Origin of the sequence: Zoogloea sp. (assembly GCF_030157465.1) — a bacterium.
Lineage (GTDB): Bacteria > Pseudomonadota > Gammaproteobacteria > Burkholderiales > Rhodocyclaceae > Zoogloea.
The window spans coordinates 1-16,343 of sequence record NZ_JAOAUU010000131.1 but is presented as its reverse complement, the minus strand read 5'-3'; the positions used below and the strand labels follow the sequence as shown (position 1 = coordinate 16,343).

General features: G+C 63.3%; 16 protein-coding genes and 1 riboswitch. Of the genes, 3 read left to right on the top strand and 13 right to left on the bottom strand.

Annotated features, from left to right (window positions below):
- From nusA to Q1W26_RS15270, 10 genes are all read right to left on the bottom strand, one after another.
- Positions 1 to 1,473, bottom strand: coding sequence for a transcription termination factor NusA (nusA, locus tag Q1W26_RS15315; protein WP_300442007.1), 1,473 nt, complete (start codon positions 1,471 to 1,473; stop codon positions 1 to 3).
- 21 nt (positions 1,474 to 1,494) lie between these two features.
- The gene (gene rimP / locus Q1W26_RS15310; protein WP_300442004.1) at positions 1,495 to 1,923 is read right to left on the bottom strand and encodes a ribosome maturation factor RimP; all 429 of its coding nucleotides are present in this window, start codon (positions 1,921 to 1,923) and stop codon (positions 1,495 to 1,497) included.
- A gap of 142 nt (positions 1,924 to 2,065) precedes the next feature.
- Positions 2,066 to 3,262 (bottom strand): 23S rRNA pseudouridine(2605) synthase RluB, encoded by a 1,197-nt coding sequence (gene rluB / locus Q1W26_RS15305; protein ID WP_300442001.1) that lies wholly within the window; start codon positions 3,260 to 3,262, stop codon positions 2,066 to 2,068.
- Complete coding sequence (gene scpB / locus Q1W26_RS15300) at positions 3,219 to 3,800, bottom strand: SMC-Scp complex subunit ScpB (RefSeq protein ID WP_300441998.1); 582 nt, start codon at positions 3,798 to 3,800, stop codon at positions 3,219 to 3,221. The genes rluB and scpB overlap by 44 nt, the downstream gene beginning before the upstream one ends.
- Positions 3,778 to 4,611 carry a segregation/condensation protein A gene (locus tag Q1W26_RS15295; protein WP_300441995.1) on the bottom strand — a complete coding sequence of 278 codons (834 nt, stop codon included), beginning with the start codon at positions 4,609 to 4,611 and terminating at the stop codon, positions 3,778 to 3,780. Before Q1W26_RS15295 ends, scpB begins: the two co-directional genes overlap by 23 nt.
- 82 nt (positions 4,612 to 4,693) lie before the next feature.
- Complete coding sequence (locus tag Q1W26_RS15290; protein ID WP_300441993.1) at positions 4,694 to 5,896, bottom strand: tryptophan--tRNA ligase; 1,203 nt, start codon at positions 5,894 to 5,896, stop codon at positions 4,694 to 4,696.
- 6 nt (positions 5,897 to 5,902) lie between these two features.
- Positions 5,903 to 6,562 (bottom strand): site-2 protease family protein, encoded by a 660-nt coding sequence (locus Q1W26_RS15285; protein ID WP_300441990.1) that lies wholly within the window; start codon positions 6,560 to 6,562, stop codon positions 5,903 to 5,905.
- A gap of 112 nt (positions 6,563 to 6,674) precedes the next feature.
- Positions 6,675 to 7,298: an L-threonylcarbamoyladenylate synthase gene (locus Q1W26_RS15280; RefSeq protein WP_300441987.1), complete on the bottom strand. Its 624-nt coding sequence runs from the start codon at positions 7,296 to 7,298 to the stop codon at positions 6,675 to 6,677.
- Between the two features lie 19 nt (positions 7,299 to 7,317).
- A complete protein-coding gene (locus Q1W26_RS15275; protein WP_300441985.1) occupies positions 7,318 to 8,157 on the bottom strand; it encodes a 3',5'-nucleoside bisphosphate phosphatase in 840 nt (279 codons plus the stop codon).
- Positions 8,154 to 9,029 (bottom strand): alpha/beta hydrolase, encoded by an 876-nt coding sequence (locus Q1W26_RS15270; protein WP_300441982.1) that lies wholly within the window; start codon positions 9,027 to 9,029, stop codon positions 8,154 to 8,156. The genes Q1W26_RS15275 and Q1W26_RS15270 overlap by 4 nt, the downstream gene beginning before the upstream one ends.
- A gap of 53 nt (positions 9,030 to 9,082) precedes the next feature.
- A riboswitch (glycine riboswitch) is annotated at positions 9,083 to 9,179 on the top strand.
- Between the two features lie 184 nt (positions 9,180 to 9,363).
- Between Q1W26_RS15270 and gcvT the strand changes: the two genes are divergently transcribed.
- From gcvT to gcvP, 3 genes are all read left to right on the top strand, one after another.
- Positions 9,364 to 10,446, top strand: coding sequence for a glycine cleavage system aminomethyltransferase GcvT (gcvT, locus tag Q1W26_RS15265; RefSeq protein ID WP_300441979.1), 1,083 nt, complete (start codon positions 9,364 to 9,366; stop codon positions 10,444 to 10,446).
- Between the two features lie 58 nt (positions 10,447 to 10,504).
- Positions 10,505 to 10,882 carry a glycine cleavage system protein GcvH gene (gcvH, locus tag Q1W26_RS15260; RefSeq protein ID WP_300441977.1) on the top strand — a complete coding sequence of 126 codons (378 nt, stop codon included), beginning with the start codon at positions 10,505 to 10,507 and terminating at the stop codon, positions 10,880 to 10,882.
- A 75-nt stretch (positions 10,883 to 10,957) separates the two neighbouring features.
- Complete coding sequence (gcvP, locus tag Q1W26_RS15255) at positions 10,958 to 13,849, top strand: aminomethyl-transferring glycine dehydrogenase (protein WP_300441974.1); 2,892 nt, start codon at positions 10,958 to 10,960, stop codon at positions 13,847 to 13,849.
- A gap of 79 nt (positions 13,850 to 13,928) precedes the next feature.
- Here the strand turns inward: gcvP and Q1W26_RS15250 are convergent, their stop codons facing one another.
- The 3 genes from Q1W26_RS15250 to Q1W26_RS15240 form a co-directional block, all read right to left on the bottom strand.
- Positions 13,929 to 14,726, bottom strand: a complete 798-nt coding sequence (locus Q1W26_RS15250; protein ID WP_300441971.1) for a serine protease — start codon at positions 14,724 to 14,726, stop codon at positions 13,929 to 13,931.
- A complete protein-coding gene (locus tag Q1W26_RS15245) occupies positions 14,723 to 15,622 on the bottom strand; it encodes a transglycosylase SLT domain-containing protein (protein ID WP_300441969.1) in 900 nt (299 codons plus the stop codon). The genes Q1W26_RS15250 and Q1W26_RS15245 overlap by 4 nt, the downstream gene beginning before the upstream one ends.
- Before the next feature lie 26 nt (positions 15,623 to 15,648).
- On the bottom strand, positions 15,649 to 16,343 hold a 695-nt coding region (locus Q1W26_RS15240; protein WP_300441966.1), incomplete at its 5' end, for a nucleotide sugar dehydrogenase.

The following is a 16,343-nucleotide window of genomic DNA, read 5'->3' as shown; positions in this document are numbered from 1 at the left end:
TTACTCGAACCAGTGCGCACGCGCTTTGGTTATCAGATTCTTGGCCCGCTCTTCATCCAGCCCCGACATTTCCATCAGTTCATCCACCGCCAGATCAGCCAGTTCGTCGCGGGTATGTACGCCACCCTGGGCAAGCTTCGCTGCCAGGGGCTTGTCCATGCCTTCGAGGCCAAGCAGATCCTCGGCGACACTTTCCAGTTGTTCTTCGGTGACAATGGCTTCGGTCAGGAGCACGTTGCGGGCGCGGTTGCGCAGCTCGTTAACCGTTTCTTCGTCGAAGGATTCGATTTCCAGCATTTCAGCCAGCGGAACGTAGGCAATTTCTTCCAGCGACGAGAAACCCTCGTCGATCAGGATGTCTGCTACTTCCTCGTCCACGTCCAGTCTGGAAATGAACAGCTGGCGTACCGAGCTGTGTTCCGCCTCGGACTTGCGCTCCGATTCGGCTTCGGTCATCAGATTGATGGTCCAGCCGGTCAGCTCGGAAGCAAGCTTGACGTTCTGGCCGTTGCGACCAATCGCAATAGCCAGGTTGTTCTCGTCGACGACCACATCCATCGCGTGGGCTTCCTCATCGACGACGATGGAGGAAACTTCCGCGGGCTGCAGGGCGCCAATCACGAACTGGGCCGCTTCGGGCGACCATAACACGATGTCAATATTTTCGCCGCCGATCTCGTTACGGACGGCAGTCACGCGGGAGCCGCGCAAACCGACACACGTACCGATCGGATCGATCCGCGGATCGTTCGACTTGACGCCGATCTTGGCGCGCAGGCCGGGATCACGGGCGCAGGCCTTGATCTCCAGCAGGCCGTCATCGATCTCGGGCACTTCAAGTTCGAACAGGCGCATCACGAACTCGGGCGCGGTCCGCGAAAGGATCAACTGCGGACCACGGGCGCCGCGGTCGATCCGCAGCAGATAGGCCTTGACCCGGTCACCGACACGCAGATTTTCCTTCGGAATCATCTGCTCGCGGGGCAGCACGGCTTCCAGGCGTCCCACTTCAATGATCGCGCTGCCACGCTCCATGCGCTTGATGGCGCCGGAGATGATGTATTCCTTACGCTCGAGGAAGTCGCTGAGAATCTGCTCCCGCTCGGCGTCGCGAACCTTCTGCAAAATGACCTGTTTTGCGGCCTGGGCACCGATGCGACCGAAATCGATCGCCTCCAGCCCCTCTTCAACGTAATCACCAACCTGGATGTCCGGATACTCTTCACGGGCATCGATCAGCCCCATCTGGGCTTCATCGTTTTCAACATCTTCGTCGGGCAGCACCTGCCAGCGACGGAAGGACTCGTAATCGCCGGTTTCCCGGTCGATGGCGACGCGCACATCGGCTTCGTCGTTAATGCGTTTCTTGGTCGCCTGAGCGAGCGCGGACTCCAGCGCAGAAAAAACGATTTCCTTCGAAACGTTCTTTTCGCGCGCCAGCGCATCGACCAACAACAAAATTTCGCGGCTCATACCTGCAAACCTCCAAATTCCTTAAAACCTGGGAACCAGGCGGGCCTTCTCAATATCTTCAAACGGGATCTCCATCGATCCCTTTTCCGTTTCCAGGGTGACCACGCCGTCTTTCAGACCCTGCAGCACCCCGGCATAATTACGTTGATTGGCAATTGGCATGGTGAGGCGGACCTGCACCTCCTGCCCGGCGAAACGGTCGAAATCGGCCGGCTTCTTGAGTGCCCGGTCCAGACCAGGCGAAGACACCTCAAGGCGGTCGTAATCGACGTTCTCGACTTCGAAAATCCGCGTAAGCTGATTGCTCACTGCGGAACAGTCATCCACCGTGATGCCGTTCGGCGAATCAATGAACACCCGCATCAACCGGCCCCGGGGCGATGTCTCGAAATCAACTAGCTCGTAGCCGAGGCCTTCCGCGGTCTGTTCGATTAGTTTCAGAAGATCCATTTTCTCGCCCACAAATGAAAAATGGGCGAAACGCCCATCCCTGTTGAATATTTGACCGGATGTCGGCTCTTTCGAACCGATAAAACGCGCTGATTATAGCAGCCCGCCGCAGCGGGCGCAATTTCAGACCTGTATGGCACACCTAACGCGGTGTCGTACTGCGCGGCTGGCGAGTCGTGCGCCTGCCCTTTCCGCCAGGATTGACCGGCTTCGGGAGCCCTGCGAGGACGCACACTTCGTCTTCGGTCATGTCTTCCCACATGCCGCGCTTGAGGCGCGACGGCAGCACGATCGGGCCGTAACGAACACGCATCAGGCGACTCACGGTAAGGCCCATCGCCTCGAACATCCGGCGCACTTCACGGTTCCGGCCTTCGGACAGGGTAACCCTGTACCAGTGATTCGAACCCTCGCCACCGCCGTCGACCAGCGTATTGAATTTTGCCGGCCCATCCTCCAGCTCGATACCGGCCAGCAGCGCGTTGCGCTGGGCTTCATCGAGTTCGCCGAGGATGCGCACAGCGTACTCCCGGTCGAGTTCATAGCGCGGATGCATGAGCTTGTTGGCAAGATCACCGTCGTTCACGAACAGCAGAAGGCCCGAGGTATTGAAGTCGAGCCTCCCGACCGCAATCCAGCGCCCCTTGCGCAGCACGGGCAAACGGTCGAAGACAGTCGGACGCCCCTCCGGGTCGTCGCGCGACACGATCTCGCCTTCAGGCTTGTGGTACAGCACGACCCGGGGAATCCGCGGCGCGAAGCGCAGCGGCATCAGCTTGCCGTTGATGCGTACCCGATCGCCGGGACCGACCTTCTGGCCCACATCGGCGGGCTCGCCGTTTACGGATATCCGGCCGGCAACGATCCACTCCTCGATTTCGCGTCGGGAGCCGATACCGGCGGCCGCCAGCACCTTGTGCAGACGCTGGGGCTCGGTGTAGGTCGTATCCTGCGGCCTCTTCGGGCGCTCGCCTTCGGCCGGCGGCAGGAGCTCGCTACTGGCCAGCGGATACCCGCCGTCGGTGCCGGAGAGACTTGCGGCCCCACCCTGCCGACGGGCACGCCAGTTGCCGCGACCACCACCAAGATCGGAAAGACCGATGGCAGAGGCATTGCTCTTGGGCTGACGCTCACCGTTCGACTCACGCGCGGGGCGATCGGCGCGATTACCCTCCGTCTCGGGTCTGCCACGGCCACGGCGCCCACCCTGGGGCTGCCCCTGACCACCGCCACCAGGGCGCGACCCTGCTCCAGCACTACCCGGGTTGGCACCATTGCCACCGGGCTTGCCGGTCTTAGCCCTGAACGGGCGGTTCTTCGGTTTTTGGGAGGTCGACAAGATCCATGATCCTTTCGATTTCAGTCAGCGGAGGCAACTCGGTCAGACTGCGCAGACCGAGATCCTCCAGGAATTTACGGGTCGTGGCGTACAACCCCGGCCGGCCGGGAGTATCCCGGTAGCCCACCACGTCCACCCACCCTCGCGATTCGAGGGTTTTCAATACGTTTGTCGAAACGACCACGCCGCGGATGTCCTCGATGTCACCCCGGGTAACCGGTTGACGATAGGCGATGATCGCCAGAGTTTCGAGAACTGCGCGCGAATACTTCGGCGGTCGTTCCTGCTTGAGGCGGTCGAGGTAGACCTGGTACTCGATCCGGGTCTGGAAGCGCCAGCCTCCAGCCGTCTGTACAAGCTCCACCCCCCTGCCCTGCCAGTCTTCCACAAGCTCGCCCAGCACACGACGAACCTCATCGGAGCCCGGATCGTCCTCGAAGAGGCGACGCAACTCGCTCACCGTGAGCGGAGCCGGGGCCGCAAGCAAGGCTGTTTCCAGCACCAGCTTGAAACCCTTATTCGATTCCGGCTGCACCATGGGCACGCTTCACGTAAATCGGCGCAAAGGCCTCGTTCTGGGTAATCACCACCAGGCGCTCCTTGACCAGCTCCAGCGTGGCAAGAAAGCTCACCACGAGACTGGCCACGCCCAGGGCGGGATCGAACAGCGACTCGAAGACCACAAAGGCGTCGTCCTGTAATTTTCGCAGGATCAGGGTCATGTGCTCACGCACCGACAGCTCTTCCCGCTGGATCGTATGATGCCGCTTCAGGCGGCTCTGGCGGGCGATCTTCAGCCAGGCCAGTTGCAGGTCATGCAGGCTCACGCCCGGCAGACGCTCCACGACCTTTTCGGCGACAAAAACCCCGACCGCTTCGAAATTCCGCTCAATACGGGGCTGCCCGTCAAGACGCGCGGCCGCCAGCTTGATCTGCTCGTATTCGAGCAGGCGCCGCACCAGCTCGGCACGCGGATCGAGCTCTTCCGCCTCGTCCGCCCGGGACGGGCGCGGCAGCAGCATGCGGGACTTGATCTCGAGGAGCGTGGCGGCCATCAGCAGATAATCGGCGGCCAGTTCCAGATTATGCTGGCGCATCGCTTCCACGTATTCCAGATACTGGGCCGTCAGCGGCACCATCGGAATATCGAGGACGTTGATGTTGGCCTTGCGGATCAGGTAGAGCAGCAGGTCGAGCGGACCTTCGAAGGCATCCAGGATCACTTCCAGCGCATCGGGCGGGATGTAGAGATCCTTCGGCATGTCGAAGATCGGCTGGCCATACATACGGCCGAGGATCACTTCCAGCGGCGCGGCCGGCGAAACCGGATCGACAATGGCGGTAGTCACCACACAAATCCAGCGCGGCAGGCTAACACGGCGGGTTCCCGCATCCAAGGCATAAATCGATGACCGGGCACCCGCTGCGACATCAGTTGTAACTCAGCCCCATCGCGTCACGAACTTCGCGCATGGTTTCCTGGGCCAGCTTGCGGGCCCGGTCACAGCCATCGGCGACGATGCTGCGAACCAGGCTCGGGTCGTCGAGATAGGGCTGGGCCCGCTCGCGCATGACGTCCTGCTCCTTGAGCACCGCGTCGATCACCGGCTGCTTGCACTCGAGACAACCGATACCGGCGCTCTTGCAACCCTGGGTAACCCAGTTTCGCGTGCTGTCGTCGGAGTAGATGACGTGGAATTGCCACACCGGGCACTTCTCGGGATCACCCGGATCGGTGCGCCGCGCCCGCGCCGGGTCGGTTTGCATGGTGCGGATTTTTTTGGTGAGAGGCTCGGATTCCTCGCGCAGGAAGATGGTGTTGCCGTAAGACTTGGACATCTTCTGGCCATCGAGCCCCGGCATGCGGGCCGCTTCGGTCAGCAGCGCATCGGGTTCTACGAGGATCATCTTGCCGCTGCCTTCGAGGTAACCGTAGAGACGTTCGCGGTCGCCGAGAGACAGGCTCTGGGCCTCTTCAAGCAAGGCCTTGCCGAGGGCAAGCCCCTCATCGTCGCCGTTTTGCTGGAAGCGGGTGCGGAATTCCTCGTAAAGCCTGGCGCGCTTGGAGCCGAGCTTCTTGACGGCCTCGCGGGCCTTCTCCTCGAAGCCGGGTTCGCGGCCATACATGTGATTGAAGCGCCGGGCAAGCTCGCGGGTGAACTCGACGTGGGGCAACTGGTCCTCGCCCACCGGCACCTTGTCGGCGCGGTAGATCAGGATGTCGGCACTCATCAGCAGCGGATAGCCGAGAAAGCCGTAGGTGGACAGATCCTTGTGCTCGAGCTTTTCCTGCTGATCCTTGTAGGTGGGCACGCGCTCAAGCCAGCCGAGCGGCGTCATCATGGACATCAGCAGGTGCAGTTCGGCGTGCTCGGGCACCCGGGACTGGATGAAGATCGATGCCTGGGAGGGATCGACACCGGCAGCGAGCCAGTCGACCACCATGTCCCAGACGCTGTCCGCGATGATCTTGGGGTTGTCGTAGGACGTGGTCAGCGCATGCCAGTCGGCCACGAAAAACAGGCACGGATACTCGGCCTGCAGCTTGACCCAGTTTTTAAGGACGCCGTGGTAGTGGCCGAGATGGAGTCGCCCGGTGGGGCGCATGCCGGAGAGGACGCGTTCAGCGAACATGGGATATCAGAGTCCAAAAACGGTTGCAAGAACAAAACGGAAAATGGCCACCAGCGGCCCGAGAATGTCGCCAAGGATACCGGTGAACAGCAAAAACAGCAGGATCGGGAAGCCATAGGGCTCGATCTGCGCAAACTTGTAGGCCGGGCCGGCGGGCAGCAGGCTGACGGCAATACGTCCGCCGTCGAGGGGCGGCAGCGGCACGAGGTTGAGGAACATCAGCACCGCATTGATCTGGATGCCGGCATCGGCCATCTTGGCCAGCGGCAGCGCGTAGGCGCTGTCAGGGGCCGCAAAGGCGAGCCTGAAAAGCAGCGCCCAGCCGATCGCCATGAGCAGATTGGCAAAGGGCCCGGCGGCAGCCACCCACAGCATGTCTGCCTTGGGCTTGCGCAGCCGGCCGAAATTGACGGGTACCGGCTTGGCCCAGCCGAACAGCATCGCGCCGGCGCCGACCAGGCTGCTCATCGCGAGGATGAGGCCCGGCACAAGAATGGTGCCTACCGGGTCGATGTGGCGCAGCGGGTTGAGGCTGATCCGCCCGGCCCGCTCGGCGGTGGAGTCGCCGAAATAACGCGCGACGTAGCCATGGGCGGCCTCGTGCAGCGTGATGGCAAACAGCACGGGGAGCGCCCAGATGGTCAGGGTTGCGATGAGTTCTTGCATGGGAAAGGTCCGTGCGGGGGCCGCGATTCTAGCAGACCTGGCCGATCAGTCCGGCGCGCCGGCATCCGCCGCGCGCAATCCGTTCCTGAACAGTTGAAAAAACAGGCGCAGCTCAGAGCCCGAAAGGCGCCAGGCTGCCACGCCCTTCGCGCACCAGCACGGGGCTGCCGCTGGTGAGATCGATGATCGTGGTGGCCTCGCCGCGGCAGGGGCCGGCCTCGATGATGAGGTCGACTTCCTTCTCGAGCCGGTCGCGGATTTCTTCCGGATCAGTGAGGGGATGGTCTTCTTCAGGCAACAGCAAGGTTGAGCTGAGCAGCGGCTCGCCCAGCTCGGCGAGCAGCGCCGCGACGACAGGATGATCCGGCACGCGCAGGCCGATGGTCTTCTTCTTGGGGTGCAGGAGGCGCCGTGGAACCTCCTTCGTACCTTCGAGAATGAAGGTGTAGGGGCCGGGCGTCGTGGCCTTGAGCAGCCGATATTGGGCGTTATCCACCTTGGCGTAGGTGGCGATCTCGGAGAGATCGCGGCAGATCAACGTGAAATTATGCCGTTCATCCACCCCGCGGATGCGCCGGATGCGGGCCAGCAGCGGGTTGTCTCCGGTATGGCCGCCGAGGGCATAGGCCGAATCGGTGGGAAAGGCGACGAGACCACCGCTGCGCATGATTTCCGCTGCCTGCTTGATGAGGCGGGGCTGCGGTTGTTCGGGATGAAGCGTAAAGAACTGGGCCATGATTCTAAAAAAGAAGTGTTCAGATGAGTTGCGACCACACCGGAGTGAGGTCTTGAGGCAAGGGAGGCGCACGCCCGAGGTCGATCGGGCTGTCTTCCGGGCCGTGAAAATCGGATGCCCGCGACGCCATCAGGCCGAACTTGCGCGCCAGGCGCGCAAAAGCCAGCACCTGGCCGCCATCATGGGCGCCGCAGGAAACCTCGACGGCATCGCCGCCCAGGTCACGAAACTTGTCGAAGAGAATATCCATTTCGGCGTGGCTCAGCCGGTAGCGGCCGGGGTGGGCGATAACCGCCAGCCCGCCGGCGCCCTTGATCCAGCCCAGCGCATCCTCCAGCGTTGCCCAGACGTGCTCGACATAACCCGGCTTGCCGCGCGCAAGATAGTGCAGGAAGACATCGTGCACGTTCTTCGAAATTCCGATTTCGACAAGATAGCGGGCGAAGTGGGCACGGCTCACCAGAGCCGGATTGCCGGCATAGCTCAGCGCTCCCTCGAGAGAGCCGCGGATGCCGATGCGATCCAACTCCGCGGCAATGAGCACGGCCCGTCCATCGCGACCACCACGCACCTTGCCGAGCCCCTCGATCAGCGCCCCATTGGACGGATCGAAGCCCAGGCCGACGATGTGCAGGGTCTGATCGAGCCACGACACCGAAACCTCGACGCCCGGCACGAAGCGCAGACCGAGTTCGGCCGCGGTGGTCATGGCCTCCGGGAGGCCGAGAAGTTCGTCGTGATCGGTGAGTGCCAGCAGGTCGACACCGTTGGCATGGGCGCGGCGCACCACGGCGGCAGGCGCCAACGTGCCGTCCGAGGCGGTGGAGTGGCAGTGCAGATCGGCATTGAGTGCGTTCATGATTCCTTGGACAACAAGAAAGCCTCTACGATCCGGGCCACACGGCCCGGCTGATCATGGTGCAGGTTATGGCCGCTGTCGGCGACCTGAACCTCCCGGAAATCCTGGAAGCTCGCACGCGCTTCGGCATGGGCTTCATCACTCACCCCCAGCTTGCGCCTCAACTCCGGCTCGGCAGGCTCGATCCAGAGGGTTGGCGCACTGACCCGCCTCCACGCTGCCACCGCCTCGGCGCGCCGATACAAAACGGCATTGACGCGCCGATGGGCCGGATCCCCCGCGAGACGGATACGGCCCTGCCCGTCGGGTTCGCCCAGGTGTTCGGCGAGAAAGGCTGCCTTTGCGTCGGCCAGGCGTGGATTGTCCGCCTTCAGTCGCGCCGCCAGCGCGGCTCGGTCGGGGTAGGTACGAAAGCTCACCGGCGCGCTCAGTTCATTCAGCCATTTCTCGAGTCGCCCAGGCGCCACTTCGGCACTGCTGTCCGCCAGCCCGAACGCGTCCAGCGCGATCAGGCGGGCGACCCTCGCAGGCCGGACACCGGCATACAGACAGGCAACGTTGCCGCCCAGGCTGTGGCCGATCAGGGTAACTGCCTCGTCGGGTGAACAGGCGCTCAGGATCGCATCCAGATCAGCCAGGTAATCAGGAAACCAATAGGCATCGCTGCGCCATTCTGTCTGACCGAAGCCCCGCCAGTCGGGGGCGATCACGTGCCAGTCTGCCGCGAACTCGTCCACCACGAACTGAAAGGATGCCGAAACATCCATCCAGCCATGCAACATGAAGAGCTTCGGAGCGCCCTCCTGCCCCCACTCGCGCAGGTGGTAGCGCAAACCGCGGATGCTGAGAAAGCGACTTCGGGACGGCGTCATCCGTACAAGTGTAGCAGACCCTTGCCGTCCCTCGCCCCGGATGGTATGGTGCGCGCCGTCGTGCGGGAGAGCGCTCGCCCCGTGTTTTGTGTGCGAGCCGCCGAAGGCGCAACCCCCGGAACCGCTCAGGCAAAAGGACCGCCGACAAATCAACAATCTGGAGAGTGATGCCGCCCGCCCACGTGCCGGCCGCATCCACCGAAGGGGCACGCAGCCGATGACTTTCATCGCTGCAATCTCTCAGGTACAAAGGACAGATGGGGCCGATGCGATTTAATGTCGCGTCGGCCCCATTGCTTTTCTACACTGTACGGACTGCCCACCGGAGAGCCAGATGCCTCAGCACACCCCCCTTCACGCCACCCACGTTGCCGCCGGCGCCCGCATGGTCGATTTTGCCGGCTGGGACATGCCGGTGAATTACGGCTCGCAAATCGAGGAACACCACGCCGTGCGTCGTGACGCCGGCATGTTCGATGTCTCCCACATGCTGGCGCTGGATCTCGACGGGGTCGACGCCAAGGCGTTCCTGCGCGGGCTCATCGCCAACGACGTGGCCAAGCTGGTCGAACCCGGCAAGGCGCTCTACAGCTGCATGCTCAACGCCGACGGCGGCGTCATCGACGACCTGATCGTCTATTACCTTTCCGATACGTCCTACCGCATCGTCGTCAATGCCGGCACCGCCGACAAGGACGTGGCCTGGATGAAGGAACGCCTCGCCGCCACCGGCACCCGGGCTACGCTGACCGTCCGTCGTGACCTGGCGATGATCGCCGTTCAGGGCCCCAACGCCCGTACCAAAACCTGGGCCGCCATTCCAGGCTCCGAAGCCGCATCGAGCAGCCTCAAGCCCTTCCAGGCCGCAGCCTTCGGCGAATTCTTCATCGCCCGCACCGGCTACACCGGCGAAGACGGTTTCGAGCTGACCCTGCCCAACGAGCAGGCCGCGTCCATCTGGGCCGCCCTCGCCGCCGCCGGTGTCGCCCCCTGCGGCCTCGGCGCCCGTGACACCCTGCGCCTCGAAGCCGGCATGGCCCTCTATGGCAACGACATGGACGAAACCGTGTCGCCCCTCGACGCCGGCCTCGCCTGGACGGTCGATTTGAAGGACCCAAGCCGCGACTTCTTCGGCAAGGCCGCCCTCGTTGCCAAGGGCGCCCAGCGGCAGGTTCTCGGCCTGGTGCTCGAAGACAAAGGCGTGCTGCGCTCTCATCAAAAAGTGTTTACCGCCCAGGGCGAAGGCGAAACCACCAGCGGCAGCTTCTCGCCCACCCTCGAAAAATCCATTGCGATGGCCCGCCTGCCCCTTGGCGTGGCGCCTGGCGACAGCGTCGAGGTGGACATCCGCGGCAAACGCCTCAAGGCGCGGGCGGTTAAAGCCTCTTTCGTCCGCAATGGCAAAGGCCTAATCTGATTTCCGGAATTTTTCCGCTACGCCATCCCTTCCAATTCGACCTGAACAAGGACACACCATGACGACCCCCACCGATCTGCGTTACACCGCTTCCCACGAATGGATTCGCACCGAAGCTGACGGCACCCTCACCATCGGCGTCACCGACCACGCACAGGAAGCTCTCGGCGACGTGGTTTTCCTCGAGCTGCCGGAAGCCGGCCGCGCCGTTACCGCCGGCGAAGCCGTTGCGGTGATCGAATCGGTCAAGGCCGCCTCGGACATCTACGCACCGGTCGCCGGCGAAATCATCGCCAACAACCAGGATGCCGTTGATGCGCCCGAATCGGTTAACGCCGACGCCTACGCCGCCTGGCTGTTCAAGATCAAGCCGGCCAACCCTGCCGACGTCAGCGCCCTCCTCGACGCTGCCGGCTACGAAGCCGCCATCGCCTGAGCGCCTGTTTCGCGGGAGCGCCCGGCCAGCGCGCTCCCGCCCCGCTGTTGTCGTAATCCAGAACCGAGTTCCCCCATGTCGAAGACCCTTCTTTCCGCCCCGCTCGCCACGCTCGAACAGGGCGACGACTTCATCCGCCGTCACCTCGGCCCCTGTGCCAACGAGCTGCCGGCGCTGCTCGCCGCCATCGGTGTCGATTCCCTCGACACCCTGATCCAGCAAACCGTACCGGCCGGCATTCGCCTGCCCGCACCGCTGGCACTCGGCGAACCAACGCCCGAACACGTCGCGCTGGCACGCCTCAAGGCCATCGCCGGCAAGAACGTGCTGAAGAAGTCCCTCATCGGCATGGGCTACTACGACACCATCACGCCCAAGGTCATCCAGCGCAACGTGCTGGAAAACCCGGGCTGGTACACCGCCTACACGCCCTACCAGGCCGAAATTTCCCAGGGCCGCCTGGAGGCCCTGCTGAACTTCCAGCAGATGGTCATCGACCTCACCGGCCTCGAACTCGCCAACGCCTCGCTGCTCGACGAAGCCACCGCCGCGGCTGAAGCCATGGCCATGGCCCGGCGCATTTCCAAGGTCAAGAGCCAGTCCTTCTTCGTCGACGAAGGCGTGTTCCCCCAAACCCTCGACGTGGTCCGCACCCGTGCCGGCTACTTCGGTTTCGAGCTGATCGTCGGCCCCGCTGCCGAAGCCGCCCATCACGAAGTGTTTGGTGCACTGCTGCAATACCCGGGTGAAAGCGGCACTGTGGCCGATCTCTCGGCCCCGGTCGCCGGCCTCAAGGCCAAAGGCGCAGTCGTCGCCGTCGCCTCCGACCTGCTGGCTCTCGTGCTGCTCAAGTCGCCTGGCGAAATGGGTGCCGACATCGCCCTCGGCTCCACCCAGCGCTTTGGGGTATCCCTCGGTTTCGGCGGCCCGCACGCAGCCTTCTTCGCCACCCGCGAAGCCCACGTGCGCTCCATGCCGGGCCGCATCATCGGCGTCTCCAAGGACGCCCGCGGCAAGACCGCCCTGCGCATGACGCTGCAAACCCGCGAGCAACACATCCGCCGCGAAAAGGCCAACTCCAACATCTGTACCTCACAGGTGCTGCTGGCCAACATGGCCGGCATGTACGCCGTCTATCACGGCCCGGAAGGCCTGCGCACCATTGCCGCGCGCGTCCACCGCCTCGCCGCCACACTGGCCGAAGGCCTGCAGCAGGCGGGCTTCGCCCTCGCCAGCAACACCTTCTTCGACACCCTGCAGGTGGAAACCGGTACACGCAGCGCGGCCATTTATGCCGCCGCCCAGGCCGCCGGCTACAACCTCCGCCACATCGATGGCCACGCCCTCGGCATTTCCATCGACGAAAAAACGTCCATTGATGACATCGCCGCGCTCCTCCAGGCCTTTGGCGCCACAGCCGATATTGCCGCGCTCGACGCCACCGTCGCCGCCCGCGGCGGCAACCTGCCCGAAGCCCTGCTGCGCACCGATGCCATCCTCGCCCACCCGGTGTTCAACACCCACCACACCGAACACGAGATGCTGCGCTATCTCAAGCGCCTGCAGAACCGCGACCTCGCGCTGGATCACTCGATGATCTCGCTGGGCTCATGCACCATGAAGCTCAACGCCACCAGCGAAATGATCCCGGTCACCTGGCCCGAGTTCGCCGACATCCACCCCTTCGCCCCGGCGGATCAAACCACCGGCTACCTCGAGATGATCGACGGCCTCGCCGCCCAGTTGCGCGAGATCACCGGTTTCGACGCCATCTGCATGCAGCCCAACTCCGGCGCCCAGGGCGAATACGCCGGCCTCGTGGCGATCCGCCGCTACCACGCAGCCCGCGGCGACCACCACCGCACGGTGTGCCTGATTCCCAAGTCGGCCCACGGCACCAACCCGGCTACCGCCCAGATGTGCGGCATGGACGTGGTGGTGGTCAACTGCGACGAAAACGGCAACGTGGACTTCGCCGACCTCCAGGCCAAGGCCGCACAGCACGCTGACAAACTGGCCGCGCTGATGATCACCTACCCGTCCACCCACGGCGTGTTCGAGGAAGCCATCCGCGAGATCTGCGCCACCGTGCACCAGTACGGCGGCCAGGTGTACATGGACGGCGCCAACCTCAATGCTCAGGTCGGCCTCACCTCCCCCGCCATCATCGGCGCCGACGTGAGCCACATGAATCTGCACAAGACCTTCTGCATCCCCCATGGCGGTGGCGGGCCGGGCATGGGCCCGATTGGTCTCAAGGCTCACCTCGCCCCCTTCATGGCCGACCACGTGGTCGCCGCCACCGGCACCGATAGCCGCCCCAACGCCGGCCAGGGCGCGGTATCCGCCGCCCAGTTCGGCTCGGCGAGCATCCTGCCGATCTCGTGGATGTACATCACGATGATGGGCGGTCGCGGCCTCACCCGCGCCACCGAAGTGGCCATCCTCAACGCCAACTACGTGGCCAGCCAGCTGAAGGACCACTACCCCGTGGTCTACACAGGCAGCCAGGGGCGCGTCGCCCACGAGTGCATTCTTGATATCCGCCCGATCAAGGCGGCAACCGGCATCTCCGAGGTCGATATCGCCAAGCGGCTCATGGACTACGGCTTCCACGCCCCGACCATGTCCTTCCCGGTGGCCGGCACCATCATGGTCGAGCCGACCGAATCCGAAGACAAGGGCGAGCTGGACCGCTTCATCGCTGCAATGATCGGCATTCGGAACGAGATCCGCGCCATCGAGGAAGGACGCATTCCGGCCGACAACAATCCCCTGAAGAACGCCCCGCACACCCAGGCCGACTTCATTGGTGACTGGACTCGCCCCTACTCCCGCACGGAAGCCGTTTTCCCGCTGCCGTGGGTGGGTGACAACAAGTTCTGGCCGAGCGTGAACCGCATCGACGACGTTTACGGCGACCGCAACCTGTTCTGTGCCTGCGTGCCGATGGACGAAATCGCCTGAATTCTGCACCGCTGAAATCAAAAGGCCCAGCGTCGCGATCGACCCCGGGCCTTTTTACTGATTGGGCACCCGCCAGCCGTCAGGGCTTGATCAACAGCTTGAGAAACGACACGGGAATTGCGTAGGAGATACCCGACGGGTTCGTCAGCGCAGCTTCCTTGCTGCCCTTGATGAACACCATGTTGAGGATGCCCAGCACCTCGCCGGTATTGGCATCGTAAAGAGGACTTCCGCTGTTGCCCGGGTAGGAAACGATATCCAGCTGGAGCACCGAATAGCGTCCGCCGGACAACCGGCGCACCGCCTGGCTGTCCAGCTGGCGCGAGGAAGGAAGCGGCTGCCCTACTGGAGTAATCGCCGAGATGATGCCCTTGTGGGTTACCGGCACGATGCCAATGCTTCCACCAAGGGGAAAGCCTGTCAGGGCCACATCCTGCCCGTCCCGTACGGCATCCGAATCACCCAGACGCACGGCCGGCATTGGCGGACCGTCAAAGCGCAGCAGCGCCAGATCATGATCCGGGTCGGACATTTCCTTCCTGATCGGTTTCGCCATGAACCGTTCAGAAGTACGTTCGGCATTCGGAAAGACGATCACGAGCTTCTCGTTCTCGTCGCCCTCCGGTGCCGCCTGAACCACATGGGCATTCGTCACAATCTGATTGCCGTCGCCAACGACAAAACCGGTGCCCAGAAAGCGAAAACGCGGATTGCGAAGCACTGAAACCGTTCCGACAGCCACCACCGAACGCTTGATTTCGGCAACCGTATCAGAAAAATCAGCCTGTGCAGGCACGGCCGAAAACAGCGCAAAACCACACAACCCGGCAACGAACACGCGGCGCATTCGCTGCTGCGTCGCCGGGAAATGAATCACGGGCTGACCACCTTGAGTGCCTGCAAAGCCGGCGACGCCCCCACAACCCGGGCGTCGAACGGGTGTTCCGTACGGGGAAAGAAAGCCAGGATACGCTTCACGTAGTTCTGGGTTTCCTTGTACGGGGGAACGCCACGATAGCGATCCACCGCGCCTTCGCCTGCGTTGTAGCCGGCCACGGCGAGGGCCACGTTGCCGCGGTAGTAGGCCAGCAGCCAGCGCAGGTAAGCAAGGCCGCCCTTGATGTTCTCGACCGGATCGAAACTGTCTTTCACATTGAAACGGCTGGCCGTTTCAGGAATCAGCTGCATAACGCCCATCGCATTCTTGGGCGACAGCGCATTGGAATCGAAATTGGATTCGGTCGTGGCGATGGCCAGCGCCAGCCGGGGCTCGATGGAAAACCGCGGCGCCAGCATGGTGACCAGTTCGACCACACGCTTCTTGCGCTCGGGAAGCGAGGCCAGATATTTTTGCGTATCCCAGCCATCCCGCGTACTGAAAGCCCATTCGACCGAACGTGCCTTCAGGCACTCCGGTACCGCACCGGTGTAATCGCCAACCAGGCGACGGGCCTTCTCAGCCCCGCCATGCCCTTTGACCATGGCCATTTCGAACAGGGTTGCGGCGTATCCGTCGTCCCTCCCGACACCGCGGCCATTGGCATACATCCAGCCAAGGTTGTACATCGCCTCGGCGCTGCCGGATCGGACAGCATCGCAATACAGCTCCGCCGCCCGCTCGGGATCACGGGGCACGCCTTCCCCATGCTCGTAGGCAAGCGCCAGCTCGACGAGTTGCCGGCCATCGGCGACATCTGCCTCTGCCGCCGTCGCAAGGTGCGCACTGCCCGCCAGGCCAATGCCCAGCAGAACAACAGAAAGAATCTTCTTCATGCGCACCATGCTACGCCGGTTGCCGCTTACAGCCGCCAAACCTTCGCCCCTGCCGCTTCCAGCGCAGCCGGGTCGTAGCAGCTCTTCACGTCGGTGAACACACCGTTGGGGACGAGCTTTTCGCACAGCTGGCCCACGCCCAGGTCGGCGTATTCGGTGTGGGCCACCGCCGCCACGATCGCCGAGGCGCGCGGCAGGTCGTTCCAGGCGGTAAGGCTGACGCCGTATTCGTGCTGGGCCTCGGTCGATTCGGCCACCGGGTCGTGCACGATCACGTTGCAGCCGTAGCTCTGCAGTTCGCGGATCACGTCGATCACCTTGCTGTTGCGAAGGTCAGGGCAGTTTTCCTTGAAGGTGAGGCCCAGCACGATGACATCCGCGCCCTTGATGTTGTGGCCGCTCTGGATCATCTGCTTGACGGTCTCTTCGGCGACGTACTTGCCCATGCTGTCGTTGATGCGACGGCCGGCCAGGATGACTTGCGGGTGGTAGCCCAGCATGTCGGCCTTGTGGGTGAGATAGTACGGATCGACGCCGATGCAGTGGCCGCCCACCAGGCCCGGACGGAAGGGCAGGAAGTTCCACTTGGTGCCGGCGGCTTTGAGCACTTCGACGGTGTCGATGCCGATCTTGTGGAAGATCACCGAGAGTTCGTTCATCAGCGCAATGTTGAGGTCGCGCTGGGTGTTTTCGATGACCTTGGCGGCTTCGGCCACCTTGA